Source organism: Pseudoalteromonas sp. BZB3 (genome assembly GCF_040104455.1).
GTDB lineage: Bacteria > Pseudomonadota > Gammaproteobacteria > Enterobacterales > Alteromonadaceae > Pseudoalteromonas.
In genome coordinates this window covers 72,658-89,570 of sequence record NZ_JBECOS010000011.1, presented here as the reverse complement: position 1 = coordinate 89,570, position 16,913 = coordinate 72,658, and the positions used below count along the sequence as shown (strand labels likewise).

The 16,913-nt window shown below is 42.1% G+C and carries 14 protein-coding genes; 4 read left to right on the top strand and 10 right to left on the bottom strand.

The features are described 5' to 3' along the window. Positions 1-239 precede the first annotated feature (239 nt). Together ABMY35_RS12755 and ABMY35_RS12750 are read right to left on the bottom strand one after the other, a co-directional pair. Complete coding sequence (locus ABMY35_RS12755) at positions 240-1,742, bottom strand: aldehyde dehydrogenase (NADP(+)) (RefSeq protein WP_349286537.1); 1,503 nt, start codon at positions 1,740-1,742, stop codon at positions 240-242. A 61-nt stretch (positions 1,743-1,803) separates the two neighbouring features. Beyond that, the gene (locus ABMY35_RS12750; RefSeq protein WP_349286536.1) at positions 1,804-2,805 is read right to left on the bottom strand and encodes a 4-hydroxyproline epimerase; all 1,002 of its coding nucleotides are present in this window, start codon (positions 2,803-2,805) and stop codon (positions 1,804-1,806) included. A gap of 377 nt (positions 2,806-3,182) precedes the next feature. On the opposite strand from ABMY35_RS12750, the gene ABMY35_RS12745 reads away from it, so the two are divergent. The 4 genes from ABMY35_RS12745 (at position 3,183) to map (ending at position 6,742) form a co-directional block, all read left to right on the top strand. Further along, positions 3,183-4,424: an FAD-binding oxidoreductase gene (locus ABMY35_RS12745; RefSeq protein WP_349286535.1), complete on the top strand. Its 1,242-nt coding sequence runs from the start codon at positions 3,183-3,185 to the stop codon at positions 4,422-4,424. A 9-nt stretch (positions 4,425-4,433) separates the two neighbouring features. Beyond that, positions 4,434-5,657 carry a Xaa-Pro peptidase family protein gene (locus ABMY35_RS12740; RefSeq protein WP_349286534.1) on the top strand — a complete coding sequence of 408 codons (1,224 nt, stop codon included), beginning with the start codon at positions 4,434-4,436 and terminating at the stop codon, positions 5,655-5,657. A gap of 115 nt (positions 5,658-5,772) precedes the next feature. After that, complete coding sequence (locus ABMY35_RS12735; RefSeq protein WP_138478613.1) at positions 5,773-5,976, top strand: ParD-like family protein; 204 nt, start codon at positions 5,773-5,775, stop codon at positions 5,974-5,976. Further along, positions 5,969-6,742 carry a type I methionyl aminopeptidase gene (map, locus tag ABMY35_RS12730; protein ID WP_349286533.1) on the top strand — a complete coding sequence of 258 codons (774 nt, stop codon included), beginning with the start codon at positions 5,969-5,971 and terminating at the stop codon, positions 6,740-6,742. Before ABMY35_RS12735 ends, map begins: the two co-directional genes overlap by 8 nt. Before the next feature lie 86 nt (positions 6,743-6,828). Here map and sucD read toward each other — a convergent pair whose 3' ends face one another. The 8 genes from sucD to sdhC form a co-directional block, all read right to left on the bottom strand. Further along, entirely contained in the window at positions 6,829-7,701 is an 873-nt protein-coding gene (gene sucD / locus ABMY35_RS12725) for a succinate--CoA ligase subunit alpha (protein ID WP_349286532.1), read from the bottom strand. Further along, positions 7,701-8,867, bottom strand: a complete 1,167-nt coding sequence (gene sucC, locus ABMY35_RS12720; protein WP_058029927.1) for an ADP-forming succinate--CoA ligase subunit beta — start codon at positions 8,865-8,867, stop codon at positions 7,701-7,703. The genes sucD and sucC overlap by 1 nt, the downstream gene beginning before the upstream one ends. A 175-nt stretch (positions 8,868-9,042) precedes the next feature. Then, positions 9,043-10,536, bottom strand: coding sequence for a 2-oxoglutarate dehydrogenase complex dihydrolipoyllysine-residue succinyltransferase (gene odhB / locus ABMY35_RS12715; protein WP_349286531.1), 1,494 nt, complete (start codon positions 10,534-10,536; stop codon positions 9,043-9,045). 10 nt (positions 10,537-10,546) lie between these two features. After that, positions 10,547-13,360 (bottom strand): 2-oxoglutarate dehydrogenase E1 component, encoded by a 2,814-nt coding sequence (locus ABMY35_RS12710; protein WP_349286530.1) that lies wholly within the window; start codon positions 13,358-13,360, stop codon positions 10,547-10,549. A gap of 83 nt (positions 13,361-13,443) precedes the next feature. Next, positions 13,444-14,154 (bottom strand): succinate dehydrogenase iron-sulfur subunit, encoded by a 711-nt coding sequence (locus tag ABMY35_RS12705; RefSeq protein WP_058029930.1) that lies wholly within the window; start codon positions 14,152-14,154, stop codon positions 13,444-13,446. A gap of 9 nt (positions 14,155-14,163) precedes the next feature. After that, entirely contained in the window at positions 14,164-15,936 is a 1,773-nt protein-coding gene (gene sdhA / locus ABMY35_RS12700; protein ID WP_349286529.1) for a succinate dehydrogenase flavoprotein subunit, read from the bottom strand. After that, the gene (gene sdhD / locus ABMY35_RS12695; RefSeq protein ID WP_058029932.1) at positions 15,937-16,284 is read right to left on the bottom strand and encodes a succinate dehydrogenase, hydrophobic membrane anchor protein; all 348 of its coding nucleotides are present in this window, start codon (positions 16,282-16,284) and stop codon (positions 15,937-15,939) included. After that, positions 16,275-16,652 (bottom strand): succinate dehydrogenase, cytochrome b556 subunit, encoded by a 378-nt coding sequence (gene sdhC, locus ABMY35_RS12690; RefSeq protein ID WP_058029933.1) that lies wholly within the window; start codon positions 16,650-16,652, stop codon positions 16,275-16,277. Before sdhC ends, sdhD begins: the two co-directional genes overlap by 10 nt. Positions 16,653-16,913: the final 261 nt, after the last annotated feature.

The following is a 16,913-nucleotide window of genomic DNA, read 5'->3' as shown; positions in this document are numbered from 1 at the left end:
TAAATTCTTATAAGGATATATACTACTGATAATTATAGAGTTTATTTTATGTTGTTTATTTGTAGTTTTTGTTAAGAGTTAACTACAATTAAATTACTTTCTTACTTCTCCCTGATTGTTAGAAAGGTGTTTTAAGTTAACGCATTGGCTCAAATGAGCCGTCCCCTAAGCCCAGAGTAACCTGTACTCTGGGTCTTTTTTTGCATTAAATATGCGAATTAAGTAATTCAATACTTAGATTAGATCGCACTTTGGCGACAGATCGGACGTAAGAAACGTTGAATCGCATTCAAGCCAACAGAGGTTGAACGTACATCTGTTGAAGATGGGAATGGACCACCATGGTTCATTGATGCACAAACTTCAACGCCCGTAGGCATTTGATTCTCGATTAAACGCCCTACTTTGTACTGTAGATCTTCACTTAGATCAGACGCAGACGCTAAATCGCTGTCCGTACCATGAATTGATGCTGTTAACTGACCTTCTAGAGCATCAACCAAGGTTTCTAGCTTTGCCATAGAGTCGTAGGTCACCAACATAGCAGCAGGACCAAATACTTCTTCATGTAATGAAGGTGAATTCAAGTAAGTGTCAATATCAGTTTTAAAGATATGGGCATTTGCATGAAACGCTTCAGATAACTCTGCCGCAGCCAAAAGCTCTACACCCTCGATATCTGAACGCTCAACCATGGCTTGTTTGAAGCTATTCAGAATATTTGGTGATAATAAAGTATCTGAACTGCTTGCAGCCACAGTTTTCTTAACGCTTTCTAGTAGCGCATCAGAGCCATTAGGTACTAACCAAAGACCTGGGCTAGTACAAAACTGGCCATTACCCATCAACATTGAATTACATAAATTCGCACCAAGCTCTTCGCCATTTTGTTCTGCCATTTCTGGTAACACAAACTGCGGGTTAATACTGCCTAATTCACCATAGAATGGAATAGCTTCTTTACGTGTATTAATCGTCTCGATTAATTTACTCGCGACAGACATGGAACCCGTGAAGCCAACCGCTTTAACCGACTCTGCTGCAACAAGTGCATGTGCCATGTCGTACTTCTTAGCTTGGATCATTGAAAATACGCCTTTTGGCATATCACACTTCTCAATCGCTTTTTCAATAGCACGGGTCATTAACTCGCTGGTTGCTGGGTGCGCAGTATGGCTCTTCATAACAACTGGGCAACCTGCAGCAAGTGCCGATGCCGTATCACCACCAAGCGTCGAGAATGCATATGGGAAGTTTGAGGCACCAAAAACAGCCACCACACCAACTGGAATAAAATCAAGTTGGGTACGCGGCTTAGCTAACGGTGCACGTGCAGGATCTGCCTCGTCTAGTACACTTAGGTTCACAATGCCGTTTTGACTTAGCTCTAAACCTTGAGCAAAAGCACGTAACTGATTCATAGTACGGCCGCGCTCGCCTTGTAAACGTGCAAACGGCAGGTTTGTCTCTTCGTGAGTTACCTCTAGTAATTGATCACCAAGGGCTTCTATCTCATCTGCAATAGCATGTAAGAATGTTGCACGCTCAATAAGAGAAGTCTTTCTATAAACTTTAAATGCTTTTTCAGCTTCATTGATCGCTGTTGCAAGCATGTCTTGGCTTGCTTCGAAAAACTGAGTATCGATTGGCTCATGGCGCTTTGGTGAAAAGGCATGAAATACTGATGCGTCTGCATCTTTTAACCATTCACCTGCGATAAAACTTGCACCGCTAATTTCCATCTTTTTCTCCTCAATGAAAAAACCAGCTACTAATTGCTGGTTTTAGTCTAGTTTAAATTTGTTATACAACTTGAAAGCCAAAAGCATACGGGTCACTATCATCCACGCTAATGTTGCTAGTGCCCGTTACTTTCGACCATCCTTTGATACTTGGTAGAATTGCTGTTGTACCCGCTACTTCTGTAACGCCTTCAATGCAACCTACGAACTGGCTGCCTATGTAACTTTCGTGTACAAAATCTTCACCAGGCTGTAATTTACCTTTTGCAAATAACTGCGCCATTCTTGCGCTGGTGCCTGTGCCACAAGGCGATCTGTCTATAGCTTTATCGCCATAGAAAACCGCATTGGCTGCGCTTGATTCTGCGTGTTTTGGTTTGCCAGTCCAAAGCAGATGCGACGCACCTTTTACGGTTGGATCTTCGGGGTGTACACACTCAAGCAACTCATTTATTGCAGTGCGAACAAGCGGACTATATTTAAGAATTTCTGCGGCAGACCAATTTTCAATACCCGGGAAGTTTTCTTGTGGCTCGACAATAATGTAGTAGTTACCACCATAAGAAATATCAACCGTTAACTTGCCTAGCTCTGGCACTTCAACTTCAATATTTTCATAGGCTAAAAAAGCTGGCACATTGAATATTTTTACCCATTCAACTTTGCCATCAATCATTGAGTATTCTGCATTTACACGCCCTGCTGGCGTATCAAGTTTTAATTTACCAGGTACTTTTGGATGCATTTGTGCATTTTCAAGTGCAAATGTCACAGTGCCTATGGTGCCGTGACCACACATAGGTAAACAGCCAGAGGTTTCAACAAATAAAATAGCTGCATCGCCATCATCAGTTGTCGGTGGATAAATAAATGAACCTGACATCATATCGTGCCCGCGCGGCTCAAACATCAGTGATTGACGGATCCAATCAAACTCGGCAAGAAAATGCTGACGTTTTTCGCTCATCGTTTCACCCTTAAGATATGGGTGACCACTGGTGATTAAGCGTACAGGGTTGCCACAAGTATGGCCATCGATACAAGCAAATGTCCCTTTACGCATATTAATAACCCTGCTTGACTAAGCTAAGAACCGTATTCGTGTTCATAGCATTTTGGAATTGATTAGTGAAAATATCATTTAATTGCGGAGCAACTACTGAATACAGAACTTGGCAATTAATGTTCATTGTCTTTCCTCTTTACCTCTTATGGTTTACATCCTACGCATATTGTATACAATGTTCAATATTCTGCTATGTATTTTTCTTTAAAAGTTTTTATCGTTTTAAATACATATTGACAATTAAAAGATTAAGCATATGAAAGTATATATAAATTCCATTAATAGAAGACAACTAAAGTTTTCTATACGAAGTAAAGAATAGAGACATGCAATATCTTGAAATTAGGCTTTCAAGGTGTTTGTGGAGATTATCAATGCAAGAAAAGCAACATATTGCTGTAATCGGCGCTGGGATCATTGGCCTTTGTAATTCGAAGAGTCTGACTGATGCTGGCTTTTCAGTCACATTATTTGATGAACACGGTATTGCAGAAAAATGTTCGAAAGGTAATGCCGGTCACTTTGCTACTGAGCAAGTTTTCCCACTCGCACAAGCGAGTTTATTACCAAAACTTCCAAGTATGTTGCTAAACCCAAAAGGTGCATTAAGAATAGATTGGTTATATCTGTTCAAGGCCTTACCTTGGTTCACTCGCTTCCTAATCAATATGTCTAAGTCAAAATATAGTGCGCACACCAAGGCACTTAGGCAATTAAACGAAGCCTCATTACCTGCATATAAAACTTTATTAGGTGAGGAGAATTTCGAAAGGTTGGTCCATGTAGATGGCAGCCTACTCAGTTTTGAACATGAAGATTTTAAACTGGCTGCGTCTATCGCTGAATCATTTCGAGCTAATGGCGTTGCAGTTAAACACTTAAAAGGTGATGAGGTTTTTGAACTAGAGCCAAGTCTAAGCAAGAACATTAAACAAGCTTTATATTTTACTGAGGTTGGCCACAGCGTTGACCCATATGACTTATGCCAAGCTATATATAAAATGTCAGAGTCTCAGGGCTTAGTATTTAAAAAAGATAAAGTGACACAAATTATCCCGAACAAAAAAGGCGTGATGATAGAGCTCGCATCAGGTGCTAAACATCAGTTTGCAAAAGTGGTAGTTTCAACCGGCGCTTGGAGCAAACCTTTAGCAAAACAACTTGGTTTCAAAGTACCGATAGATACCGAGCGTGGTTACCATGCCATGGTTGATAATTCGACTTGTTTGAAACGCCCTGTAGCTTCAGCCGATAGACAATTTATTATTACCCCAATGAAGCATGGGCTTAGACTTGCTGGGACAGTCGAGTTTGCAGGACTAGAAGCCGCTGAAAACATGACAAGAGCAACCATGCTTTTAGATCACGCTAAAGCGCTAGTTAACGGTATCGAAAAACAAACCGTTAAAACCACGTGGATGGGTCATCGCCCTTCTCTTCCTGATTCATTACCTGTATTAAATACAGCACCCAATAATAAAAATATTGTATTTGCCTTTGGCCATCAACATTTAGGTCTGACCCAAGCGGCAATTACAGCACAAATTGTCTCACAACTTTGCTTAGGTGAGAAAACTAGCATAGATTTAACCCCTTACAGAATAGACAGATTCTAGGAGCAAAATATGAAGCCATTAGGCGTTGGTACGAAAACCAAACAAGAAGCTTTAGAGTCATTACAAAATATGACTCATGACTTAAAGCCAATTAGCATCGAAGAATACCAGCAGCGTATTAAAAAAGCGCAGCGCTATATGCAAGACAACGATATTGCAGCTTTATATTTGAATGCAGGCACGAATTTAAAATACTTCACAGGTATGCAGTGGTATGCCAGTGAACGCATGGTTGGTGCTATTTTGCCAGCAAAAGGCGATGTGCAATTCATCGCGCCTTATTTCGAAATTGGCACACTATTAGACTACCAAGTCGTTGAAGGTCCAATTCACGGCTGGCAAGAAGAACAGAGCCCTTACCAATTATTTTTAAACGTGCTTGAACAGTATGGCATTGGCTCTGATGCTAAAGTTGCTATTGATGAAAGTGCGGCGTTTTTCATTTTTGATGGTATTCGTAACCATGCTCCTTCTCTTAACCTAATTAACGGTAAAGAAGTCACTGCACATTGTCGTATGCATAAATCAGAAAACGAATTGAAGCTTATTCAACGTGCTATGGACATGACTTTAGAAGTACATAAGGCAACGGCGAGCATGTTGCATGAAGGGATCACCACGACAGAAGTTGAAGCTTTCATCAACGAAGCCCATAAAAAAGTGGGCGCCCCATCAGGAAACTACTTCGTCATAGTACTGTTTGGTAAAGCAAGCTCGTTTCCTCATGGTGTGAAAGATCCGCAAACATTAAAAGAAGGTGATGTGGTTCTGATTGATACTGGCTGTAAAGTACATGATTACCTATCGGATATCACCCGCACATTTGTATTTGGCGAAGTAACTGAACGCCAAAGAACAATGTGGCAACATGAGAAGAATGCGCAAGCCGCTGCATTTGAAGCGGCACAAATCGGTAATACATGTGGCGATGTAGATAAAGCGGCAAGAGATTATTTAGCGTCAGTTGATCTTGGTCCTGATTATCAAACACCTGGGTGTCCACACAGAACAGGCCATGGTATTGGCTTAGATATTCATGAATGGCCTTACCTTGTAAAGAATAACCCACAACTATTAGCCCCAGGTATGTGTTTTAGTAACGAACCTATGCTAGTGATCCCAGATGAGTTTGGTATTCGTCTTGAAGATCATTTCTATATGACGGAAAACGGCCCTAAATGGTTTACTGAGCCAAGTCATAGTATTGATGACCCATTTGGATTAGAAAAATAGCAAAAAGTTAAAAAAGCATTTTAGATGTAATGTTAAGGAAACCAAAGGAAGCATTCGCTTCCTTTTTTTATTTTACGATATACAATGCATATATGTTTTATATATGGAATATATAATGGGTATTGTAAAAATTTCAGATGAACTACACGAAGAAATTCGTACAACGTCGTCAGTTATGTCTCGCTCTATCAACTCACAAGCCGAATTTTGGATAAAAATCGGTCGCTTATGCGAAATGCATCCTGACAAAACATTTAACGAGTTAATTCAACAAGAGCTCATGTTACAGCGACAAAAAGAGGCATCACTGAATGAATGAAGTTACCATTAAATCGGTAGATGAAATTGAACTGATGCGAGAATCAGGCAAATTGCTCGCCCAAGTGTTCAAAATGCTCGATAATTTCATCAAACCCGGTGTTTCAACGCTAGATATAGATTCGCAAGTAGAAAGCTATATCATTAATGAATTAAAGGCGCGCCCTGCTTCAAAAGGACAATACGGCTATCAGTATTGTCTCAATAGCTCAGTTAACGAAGTAGTCTGTCACGGCGTTCCTAGTGCAAGCCAAATTTTAAAAAGCACCGATATCGTCAATATCGACATTACCTTAGAGAAAAATGGTTTTATCACAGACTCAAGTAAAATGTATGTCATGCCGGATGCTAAACCTGATGCCAGAGCATTAGTCAAAGTCACAACAGAAGCGATGTGGTTAGGTATAAAAACCGTAAAGCCAGGTGCAAAGCTAGGTGATATTGGATTTGCAATACAGAATTATGTGAGTAAATTTGGCTACACGGTTGTAAAAGAGTATTGCGGTCACGGTATAGGCCGAGAAATGCATGAAGAGCCAAATGTTTTACATTATGGCCGCCCTAACACTGGCCTAACATTAAAAGAAGGCATGACTTTCACCATTGAACCAATGATCAACCAAGGCACAGCTCGCGTTAAAACAAAGAAAGATGGTTGGACTGTAGTGACTAAAGACAGAAAGCTTTCAGCACAAGCTGAACACACTATTCTTGTCACAAAAGATAGTTTTGAAGTACTCACACTTCGTGAAGAAGAACAAATTTAAATTTTATTTTACATTCCTAGCTTCTAGCTATAGAAATTTAAATACAAAAAAGGCTCCCTCAGGAGCCTTTTTCAAGCAAGGTTAGATTACCAACCCGCTTTTTCTTTAAGTGCAACACCGATGTCAGCTAGTGAACGAACAGTCTTAACACCTGCAGCTTCTAGTGCAGCGAACTTCTCGTCAGCTGTACCTTTACCACCAGAGATAATTGCACCAGCATGGCCCATGCGCTTACCTGGAGGAGCTGTAACACCAGCGATGTAAGAAACAACTGGCTTAGTTACGTTGTGCTTGATGTACTCAGCTGCTTCTTCTTCAGCTGTACCACCGATCTCACCGATCATTACGATAGCTTCAGTCTGCTCGTCTTTCTCGAACATTTCAAGTACGTCGATGAAGTTAGTACCAGGAATTGGGTCACCACCGATACCAACACACGTTGATTGACCGAAACCTGCGTCAGTTGTTTGCTTAACTGCTTCATAAGTAAGCGTACCAGAACGTGATACGATACCTACTTTACCTGGCTTGTGGATGTGACCAGGCATGATACCGATTTTAGTTTCACCTGGAGTGATAACACCTGGGCAGTTAGGACCGATCATACGAACGCCAGTTTGCTCAAGCTTCTCTTTCACGTCAACCATGTCTAGTGTAGGGATACCTTCAGTGATACAAACGATCAGCTGGATACCAGCATCGATTGCTTCTAAGATAGCATCTTTACAGAACGCAGCTGGAACGTAGATAACTGAAGCAGTTGCGCCAGTAGTGTCTACAGCTTCACGTACAGTGTTGAATACAGGAAGACCTAGGTGAGTTGTACCACCTTTACCTGGAGAAACACCACCAACCATCTGTGTACCGTACTGGATAGCTTGCTCTGAGTGGAAAGTACCTTGACCACCAGTGAAACCTTGACAGATTACTTTAGTATCTTTGTTAATTAAAACAGACATTATTTGCCCTCCGCAGCAGCAACTACTTTCTCAGCAGCGTCAGTTAGAGACTCAGCTGCAATGATGTCAAGATCAGAGTTAGCAAGAACTTCACGACCTAGTTCAGAGTTAGTACCTTCAAGACGTACAACAACTGGTACGTTTACACCAACTTCTTTAACAGCACCAATGATACCTTCTGCGATCATATCACAACGTACGATACCACCGAAGATGTTAACTAGAACTGCTTTAACATTGTCATCAGAAAGGATGATCTTGAATGCTTCAGCAACACGCTCTTTAGTAGCACCGCCACCAACATCTAGGAAGTTAGCTGGCTTACCACCGTGTAGGTTTACGATGTCCATAGTACCCATTGCTAGGCCTGCACCGTTAACCATACAACCAACGTTACCGTCTAGCGCAACGTAGTTTAGCTCGAAGCTTGCTGCGTGAGCTTCACGTGCGTCTTCTTGTGAAGGATCGTGGAATTCACGGATCTTAGGCTGACGGAATAATGCGTTACCGTCTACACCGATCTTACCGTCTAGACAGTGAAGGTTACCAGCGTCTGTGATTACTAGAGGGTTGATTTCAAGAAGTGCGAAATCGTGATCGATGAACATGTTCGCAAGACCTAGGAAGATCTTAGTGAACTGTTTAATTTGTGCAGGAGTTAGACCTAGTTTGAAGCCTAGCTCACGACCTTGGTATGCCTGAGGGCCTACTAATGGATCGATTTCTGCTTTGTGAATTAGTTCTGGTGTTTCTTCAGCAACTTGCTCGATTTCTACACCACCTTCAGTTGAAGCCATGAACACGATTTTACGTGAAGCACGGTCTACAACAGCACCTAGGTATAATTCATTTGCAATATCAGTGCAGCTTTCTACTAAGATTTTAGCAACTGGCTGACCTTTTTCGTCTGTTTGGTAAGTTACTAAGTTTTTACCTAACCAGTTTTCTGCGAATGCGCGGATTTCGTCTTTGCTGTCAGCTAGTTTTACACCGCCAGCTTTACCACGTCCACCTGCGTGCACTTGACATTTAACAACCCACTTGTCACCACCGATTTTACCAGCAGCTTCAACTGCTTCTTGTGGTGTATCACAAGCGAAACCTTCAGATACAGGTAAACCATAGTCGGCAAAAAGTTGTTTTGCCTGATACTCATGCAAATTCATGATGCTTTATCCAATTTCTTATACTATTAAAGCTATCTACATTTCATAAATAGCTATCCCAAATTGCGCCCCTAGTATAGATCCCAAGGCTAAGTATGAAAACCCTAGTTAGACCAAAGCCGCAAAAAAAAAGCTGTATGATGAGTCATACAGCTTAATATCTAAACAATAACTATTATACGTCTAGAAGAAGACGCGTTGGATCTTCAAGAAGTTCCTTAATTGTTACCAAGAAGCCTACTGATTCTTTACCATCGATTTGGCGGTGGTCGTAAGAAAGCGCTAGGTACATCATAGGTAAAATTTCAACATTACCGTTTACAGCCATAGGACGCTCTTGGATTTTGTGCATACCAAGAATTGAAGACTGAGGTAAGTTGATGATAGGTGTAGAAAGTAATGAACCGAATACACCACCATTAGTGATAGTGAAGTTACCGCCTGTCATATCGTCAACAGTTAGTTTGCCGTCACGACCTTTAAGCGCTAATTCACGGATACCCTTCTCGATTTCAGCAACTGAAAGCTTGTCACAGTCACGAAGAACTGGTGTAACAAGGCCACGTGGAGTAGAAACCGCGATGCTGATATCAAAGTAGTTGTGGTAAACGATGTCATCACCGTCAATTGACGCATTTACTTCAGGGAAACGCTTAAGTGCTTCAGTTACAGCTTTCACATAGAAAGACATGAAACCTAAACGGATACCGTGACGCTCTTCAAATACGTCTTTGTATTGCTTACGAAGGTCCATGATTGGCTTCATGTTAACTTCGTTGAACGTAGTAAGCATTGCCGTTGAGTTCTTAGCTTCAAGAAGACGATTAGCAATTGTCTTACGTAGACGTGTCATTGGTACACGTTTCTGTGAACGGTCACCTAAAGGCGCAGCAGGTGCTTGTGCAGATGCTGCCGAAGGAGCCGCAGCAGGCTTAGCCGCTGGAGCTTTAAGGAATGCATCAACGTCTTCTTTCGTGATACGACCGCCTTTACCAGTACCTTTGATCTGCGAAGCATCAAGGCCTTTTTCAGCGATTAAACGACGAACTGACGGTGTTAATACGTCTGAAGACTCATCAGAAGCTGGTGCCGCTTCAGCAGGTGCCGCCGCTGGAGCAGAAGCGCCAACAACGATATTACCAATGACTTGTTCACCAAGTACAGTTTCACCTTCAGCATGGATCTGCTCACCCATCACACCGTCTTCAGGTGCAACAACTTCTAGTACAACCTTGTCTGTTTCAATATCAACAAGATTCTGGTCACGGCTTACCGCTTCACCAGGTTGAACATGCCAAGTTGCAATTGTAGCGTCTGCTACTGATTCTGGAAGTACAGGTACTTTAATTTCCACGTCTTTACCTTCTGTTGCTGCAGCAGCTACTGGTGCAGCTTGTTCATTTGATTGTTGAGCTGGTGCAGCAGCTTCGCCAGCAGCACCAAGTTGAGCAATCACTTGCTCGCCTAATACAGTTGCGCCTTCATCTTCAGAGATAGAAACAATTACACCATCTTCTGGTGCAACTACCTCTAGAACAACTTTGTCAGTTTCGATGTCAACTAAGTTTTGGTCGCGTGATACAGCGTCACCAACTTTAACATGCCAAGTCGCGACAGTAGCGTCTGCTACTGACTCAGGAAGAACTGGAACCTTAATTTCGGTTGTCATCTCTTATCCCTTATTTCTTAATTGTTAATGCGTCAGCAACTAACGCGTTTTGTTCTTTAGTATGAGTAGACATATAACCACATGCTGGAGCAGCTGAAGCCTTACGTCCTGCGTAAGAAAGATTTGCACCTGCTGGGATTGCTTCCCAGAAGTGGTGTTGAGAGCAATACCAAGCACCTTGGTTTTGTGGCTCTTCTTGACACCATACAAAATCTTTAACATGTTGATAGCGAGACATGATGTCTTCCATTTCCTGGTGAGGGAAAGGATATAGCTGTTCAACACGAACAATAGCAACATTGTTTAATTCAAGTTTACGACGCTCTTGCAATAGTTCGTAATAAACTTTACCACTACAGAAAACCACTCTTTCAACATTTTCAGGATTGATATCGTCAATCTCATCAATCATGTTGTGGAAAACACCTTCCGAAAGCTCATCTAAAGAAGAAACAGCTAGAGGATGACGTAATAGTGACTTAGGTGTCATTACAATCAGAGGACGACGCAAAGGACGAACCGATTGACGACGAAGCATTGCATAAACTTGAGCTGGTGTTGAAGGAACACACACCTGCATATTATGGTCAGCACATAGTTGTAGGTAACGTTCTAAACGTGCAGAACTGTGCTCTGGCCCCTGACCTTCATAGCCATGTGGAAGAAGCATAGTTAAGCCACATAGACGACCCCACTTTTGCTCGCCTGAGCTCAAGAACTGGTCAAATACAACTTGAGCACCGTTAGCGAAGTCACCGAACTGAGCTTCCCAAAGAACCAGTGAAGTAGGCTCTGCTGTTGCATAACCATATTCAAACGCTAATACAGCTTCTTCAGATAACACTGAGTCATAAACTTCAAATGCGCCCTGACCTTCACGGATATTCTGTAGAGGTAGGTAAACAGATGCATCTTCTTGGTTGTGAACAACAGCATGACGGTGGAAGAAAGTACCACGGCCAGAATCCTGACCTGTCATACGGACGTCTGTGCCTTCATCTACTAAAGTTGCATACGCCAAAGATTCAGCCATACCCCAGTCTAGTAATTTGTCACCGCTCGCCATTGCTTTACGGTCGTCATATATTTTCTTAACACGAGACTGTGCTTTGTGGTTTTCTGGATAAGCAGCAAGCACATTACCAAGCTCTTTCAGCTTCTCAACAGATACCTTCGGATCGTAAGCTACATCCCAATCATGACCTACAAACTTAGACCAATCAGATGAGTGCTTAGTTTCTTCTTTAACTTCTTCAACAACACATACACCGTTGTCTAAGCCATTGCGGTATTCATTCGCAAGCGCTTTTGACTCATCAGCAGAAATCACACCTTCAGCAGCAAGCTTGTCTGCATAAAGCTGACGAGGAACTGGGTGCTTTTTGATTTTTTGATACATCAGTGGCTGTGTTGCATTTGGCTCATCTGCTTCGTTGTGACCGTGACGACGGTAACAAACTAAGTCAATAACAACATCGCGCTTAAACTGATTACGGAAATCAAGTGCTAGCTGAGTTACAAATGCAACTGCTTCTGGATCATCAGAATTCACATGGAAGATTGGAGCCTGAACCATCTTAGCGATGTCAGTACAATAATCTGTAGAACGCACATCTTCTTGCTTAGATGTTGTGAAGCCTACCTGGTTGTTTACAACGATTCGAACTGTACCACCAACGCCAAATGCACGTGTTTGCGATAAATTGAATGTTTCTTGAACAACACCTTGACCAGCAATTGCTGAGTCACCGTGAATAGTAATAGGTAGCGCTTTAGAACCGTTCTTACAACCTAAACGGTCAAGACGTGCTCTTACTGACCCCATAACTACAGGATTAACGATTTCAAGGTGAGATGGGTTGAATGCAAGCGCCATATGAACATCACCACCATTGGTAGCGAAGTCAGACGAATAACCCATGTGATATTTAACATCACCCGAACCAGCTAGTTCACCGTATTTACCAGCAAACTCATCAAAAAGAACCTGTGGATTTTTACCTAGTACGTTTACAAGAACGTTTAAGCGACCACGGTGTGCCATACCAATTACAGCTTCTTCTTGGCCGCTTTCACCTGCACGGTGAATAAGCTCTTTAAGCATAGGTACCAATGCATCACCACCTTCTAAAGAGAAGCGTTTTGCACCAGGGAATTTTGCACCTAAATACTTTTCAAGACCATCAGCTGCAATTAGACCTTTAAGAATTCTAAGTTTAGTTTCTTTGCTAAATTGAGGCTGTGAGAAGGTAGATTCTAAACGTTTTTGTAACCAACGTTTTTCTTCTGTAGAAGTGATATGCATGTATTCAGCACCAACAGAACCACAATAAGTGGTTTTCAAGGCTGCATACAAGTCTTTTAGTTTCATTGTCTCTTTGCCACAAGCAAAAGAGCCAACGTTAAATTCTTTGTCTAAGTCAGCATTGTCTAGATCATGGTAAGACAAATCTAGATCTCTAACACGTTCACGTTGCCACAAACCTAACGGATCTAGGTTTGCATTTTGATGGCCTCGGAATCTAAACGCATTAATAAGCTGTAGTACACGTACTTGTTTAGCATCTGTAGTACCAGCTGCTGCAACAACTACTTCTCTGTGTTTGTTTTTCGCAAGTTCAGCAAATTGTGCTTTCACTTCTGAATGTTTTACATCAACATCCACACCATCAACTTTAGGAAGTTGATCAAACACTTCACGCCATTCTTCTGGCACTGAAGTCGCATCGTCTAGATACGCTTCATAAAGCTCTTCTACATAAGCTACGTTTCCGCCATATAAATGCGAAGATTCTAGCCATGCCTTCATCACACCTTCGTGCATTAATTAGCCCTTTTTATTCGCGCAGAAATTAAACTAAAACAAGATGGCATCTGCAGATGCCATCTTGTGGATTTAACTATGGATTAAACCGAACGATTTAACAACATAGATTTAATCTGACCAATGGCTTTAGTTGGATTTAAGCCTTTTGGACATACGCTTACACAGTTCATGATACTGTGACAGCGGAATACGCTAAATGCATCATCTAAATCTTTCAGACGCTCTTCAGTCGCAGTATCACGGCTATCCGCTAAGAAACGGTAAGCGTGTAATAGACCTGCAGGACCGATGAACTTATCTGGATTCCACCAGAATGAAGGACAAGATGTTGAACAACAAGCACATAAAATACACTCATAAAGACCATCAAGCTTTTCACGATCTTCAACACTCTGAAGACGCTCAATACCACCTGTTGGCTTATCATTAATTAAGAAAGGCTTAACTTTCTCGTATTGAGTGTAGAACTGAGTCATGTCGATAACAAGGTCACGAATGACTGGTAAACCTGGTAAAGGACGTAAAATAACTTTGTTGCCCTTTAATGCAGATAACGGAGTAATACATGCAAGGCCGTTTTTGCCGTTCATGTTTAAACCATCAGAGCCACATACACCTTCACGGCAAGAACGACGGAAAGATAGTGTTGGATCTTGCTCTTTTAATAATAAAAGCGCGTCCAAAACCATCATATCACGGCCTTCTTCTACCTCGAGTTTATAATCCTGCATACGTGGCGCGTTGTCCACATCAGGGTTATAACGATAAACAGAAAATTCTAATGTTGCCATCGTTAACTCCTAGTAAGTACGTGCTTTAGGTGGGAATGCTTCACGCGTAGTCGGCGCAAAGTTTACATCACGTTTAGTCATCACATCTGACTCAGGGTGATGTAATGAGTGACATAGCCAGTTTGCATCGTCACGCTCTGGGAAGTCAAAGCGAGAGTGAGCACCACGGCTTTCAGTACGGAAATTTGCAGCTACTGCTGTAGAGTAAGCAGTTTCCATAAGGTTGTCTAACTCAAGACATTCGATACGTTGTGTGTTGAAGTCTGACGACTTATCGTCAAGACGTGCGTGCTTAAGACGCTCACGAATCGCTTTAAGCTGTTCAAGGCCTTCAGCCATTGAGTCACCTTCACGGAATACCGAGAAGTTAAGCTGCATACACTCTTGTAAGTCTTTCTTGATTTGCGCTGGATCTTCACCTTTACCAGGTTCAGAGTTCTCCCAACGATTGAAACGAGCAAATGCTTCGTCAATGTTATCTTGCGTCGCATCACCTGTAGACTCAAAGTCTTTCAGGTAAGTACCTAAGAAGTTACCTGCCGCACGACCGAATACAACAAGGTCAAGAAGTGAGTTACCACCTAGGCGGTTTGCACCGTGTACAGATACACATGCAATTTCACCAACAGCGAATAGACCTTCAACGATGCGCTCGTCACCGTTTTCATTCACATTTAGTACTTGGCCATTTACGTTAGTCGGTACACCACCCATCATGTAGTGACATGTTGGGATTACAGGGATTGGCTCTTCTGCAGGGTCAACGTGTGCGAATGTCTTAGATAGATCACAAACACCTGGAAGACGTAGGTTAAGCATTTCAGCACCAAGATGGTCAAGCTTAAGTTTGATATGTGGACCCCAAGGACCTTCACAACCACGACCTTCACGGATCTCAGTCATCATTGCACGTGCAACAACGTCACGACCTGCTAAGTCTTTAGCGTTTGGCGCATAACGTTCCATGAAGCGTTCGCCGTCTTTATTAAGAAGGTAACCACCTTCACCACGACAACCTTCAGTTACAAGTGTACCTGCGCCAGCAATACCCGTTGGGTGGAACTGCCACATTTCCATGTCTTGCATAGCAATGCCTGCACGAACTGCCATACCAACACCGTCACCAGTATTAATGTGTGCATTCGTTGTAGACGCATAAATACGACCAGCACCACCTGTTGCAAGTACAACAGCTTTTGATTTGAAGTAAACAACTTCACCTGATTCAATACAGATGGCTGTTACACCAACAACGTCACCCTTGTCATTTTTAACAAGGTCTAACGCATACCACTCAGAGAATACGTTTGTTTTGTTTTTAACGTTTTGTTGGTAAAGACAGTGAAGTAGTGCGTGACCAGTACGGTCAGCTGCTGCTGCAGTACGCGCAGCCTGTTCGCCACCAAAGTTTTTAGATTGACCACCAAATGGACGTTGGTAAACACGGCCGTTTTCGAAACGCGAGAATGGTAAACCCATGTTCTCAAGTTCTGTGATAGCTTCTGGACCTGTCTTAGTCATGTATTCGATAGCGTCTTGGTCACCGATGTAATCAGAACCTTTAACCGTATCGTACATGTGCCATTCCCAGTTATCTTCATGAGAATTACCAAGAGCAACTGTAATACCACCTTGCGCAGACACTGTATGCGAACGAGTTGGGAATACTTTAGAGATCAGGGCACAGCTTTTGCCTGATTCAGAAATCGCAAGAGCAGCACGCATACCAGCACCACCGGCGCCTACTACTACTGCATCAAATTCACGAACATTATATTTCACTTAAACACCCCATAAAACGAATAGACCAATTGCTACGTAAGCAACGGCCATAAGGTTTAATACGAAACCTAAAACTGAACGCAACGCAGATGCTTTCACATAGTCTGTTAGGACTTGCCAAAGACCAATGCGAGTGTGAACCATAATGCACACTAAAGTGATAAACGTTGCTGCTTTAACGAAAAGGTTTGAGAATAAACCCGTCCAAGCTTCATAAGTAAGTTCAGGGGTAAGGAATAAATAACCAACGATAAAGAATGCATATGCTGCAATAATTAACGCGGTAGCACGTAATGATACATAATCTTGTACACCATCACGCTTCAGAGTTGCTTGATTTAAGACCATATCCACACTCCAGCTAGAATTGCAACGATTACCCAAAGTGCAATCGCAATTTTAGCGCTGCTATTGCCCGATTCTAATTCTTCCCAGTGACCCATGTCTTGGATCATGTGGCGAATACCACCGATTAGGTGATATGAAAGCGCCGCGAAGGTGCCCCATGCAATGAATTTTGCAATAAAGCCAGTGAATAGCTCTTTTACAAATTCAAACCCTTCAGGAGAAGAAAGAGACTCAGACCAAGCCCAGATAACAAAAGTTAAAGCAATGAACAATGCCACACCCGAAATACGGTGAAGAATTGATGCTTTAGCAGTTGCTGGCATAGATATAGTCGTAAGATCTAGATTTACAGGTCTTTGCTTTTTCACAGTTACTTGCCCATCTTGCCCACATAAGGAGCTTCATCTACTTGTTTTTATAAAACCATTTATACCGAATGTATAAATGACACACTCTAAGTAAACCTTTTTTGCAACAGAAACGGATTTTTGTTGTAAAAATAGGTTTACCCACAGACGACATGGTATTAAACCGCATACAGTATATAAGGCCGTGAGTGCTTTTACAATTCTTGTTTAGATTGAGAAGCTTGCGAATTAGCCAATGGTATAATATTTAAACTCGAGTAG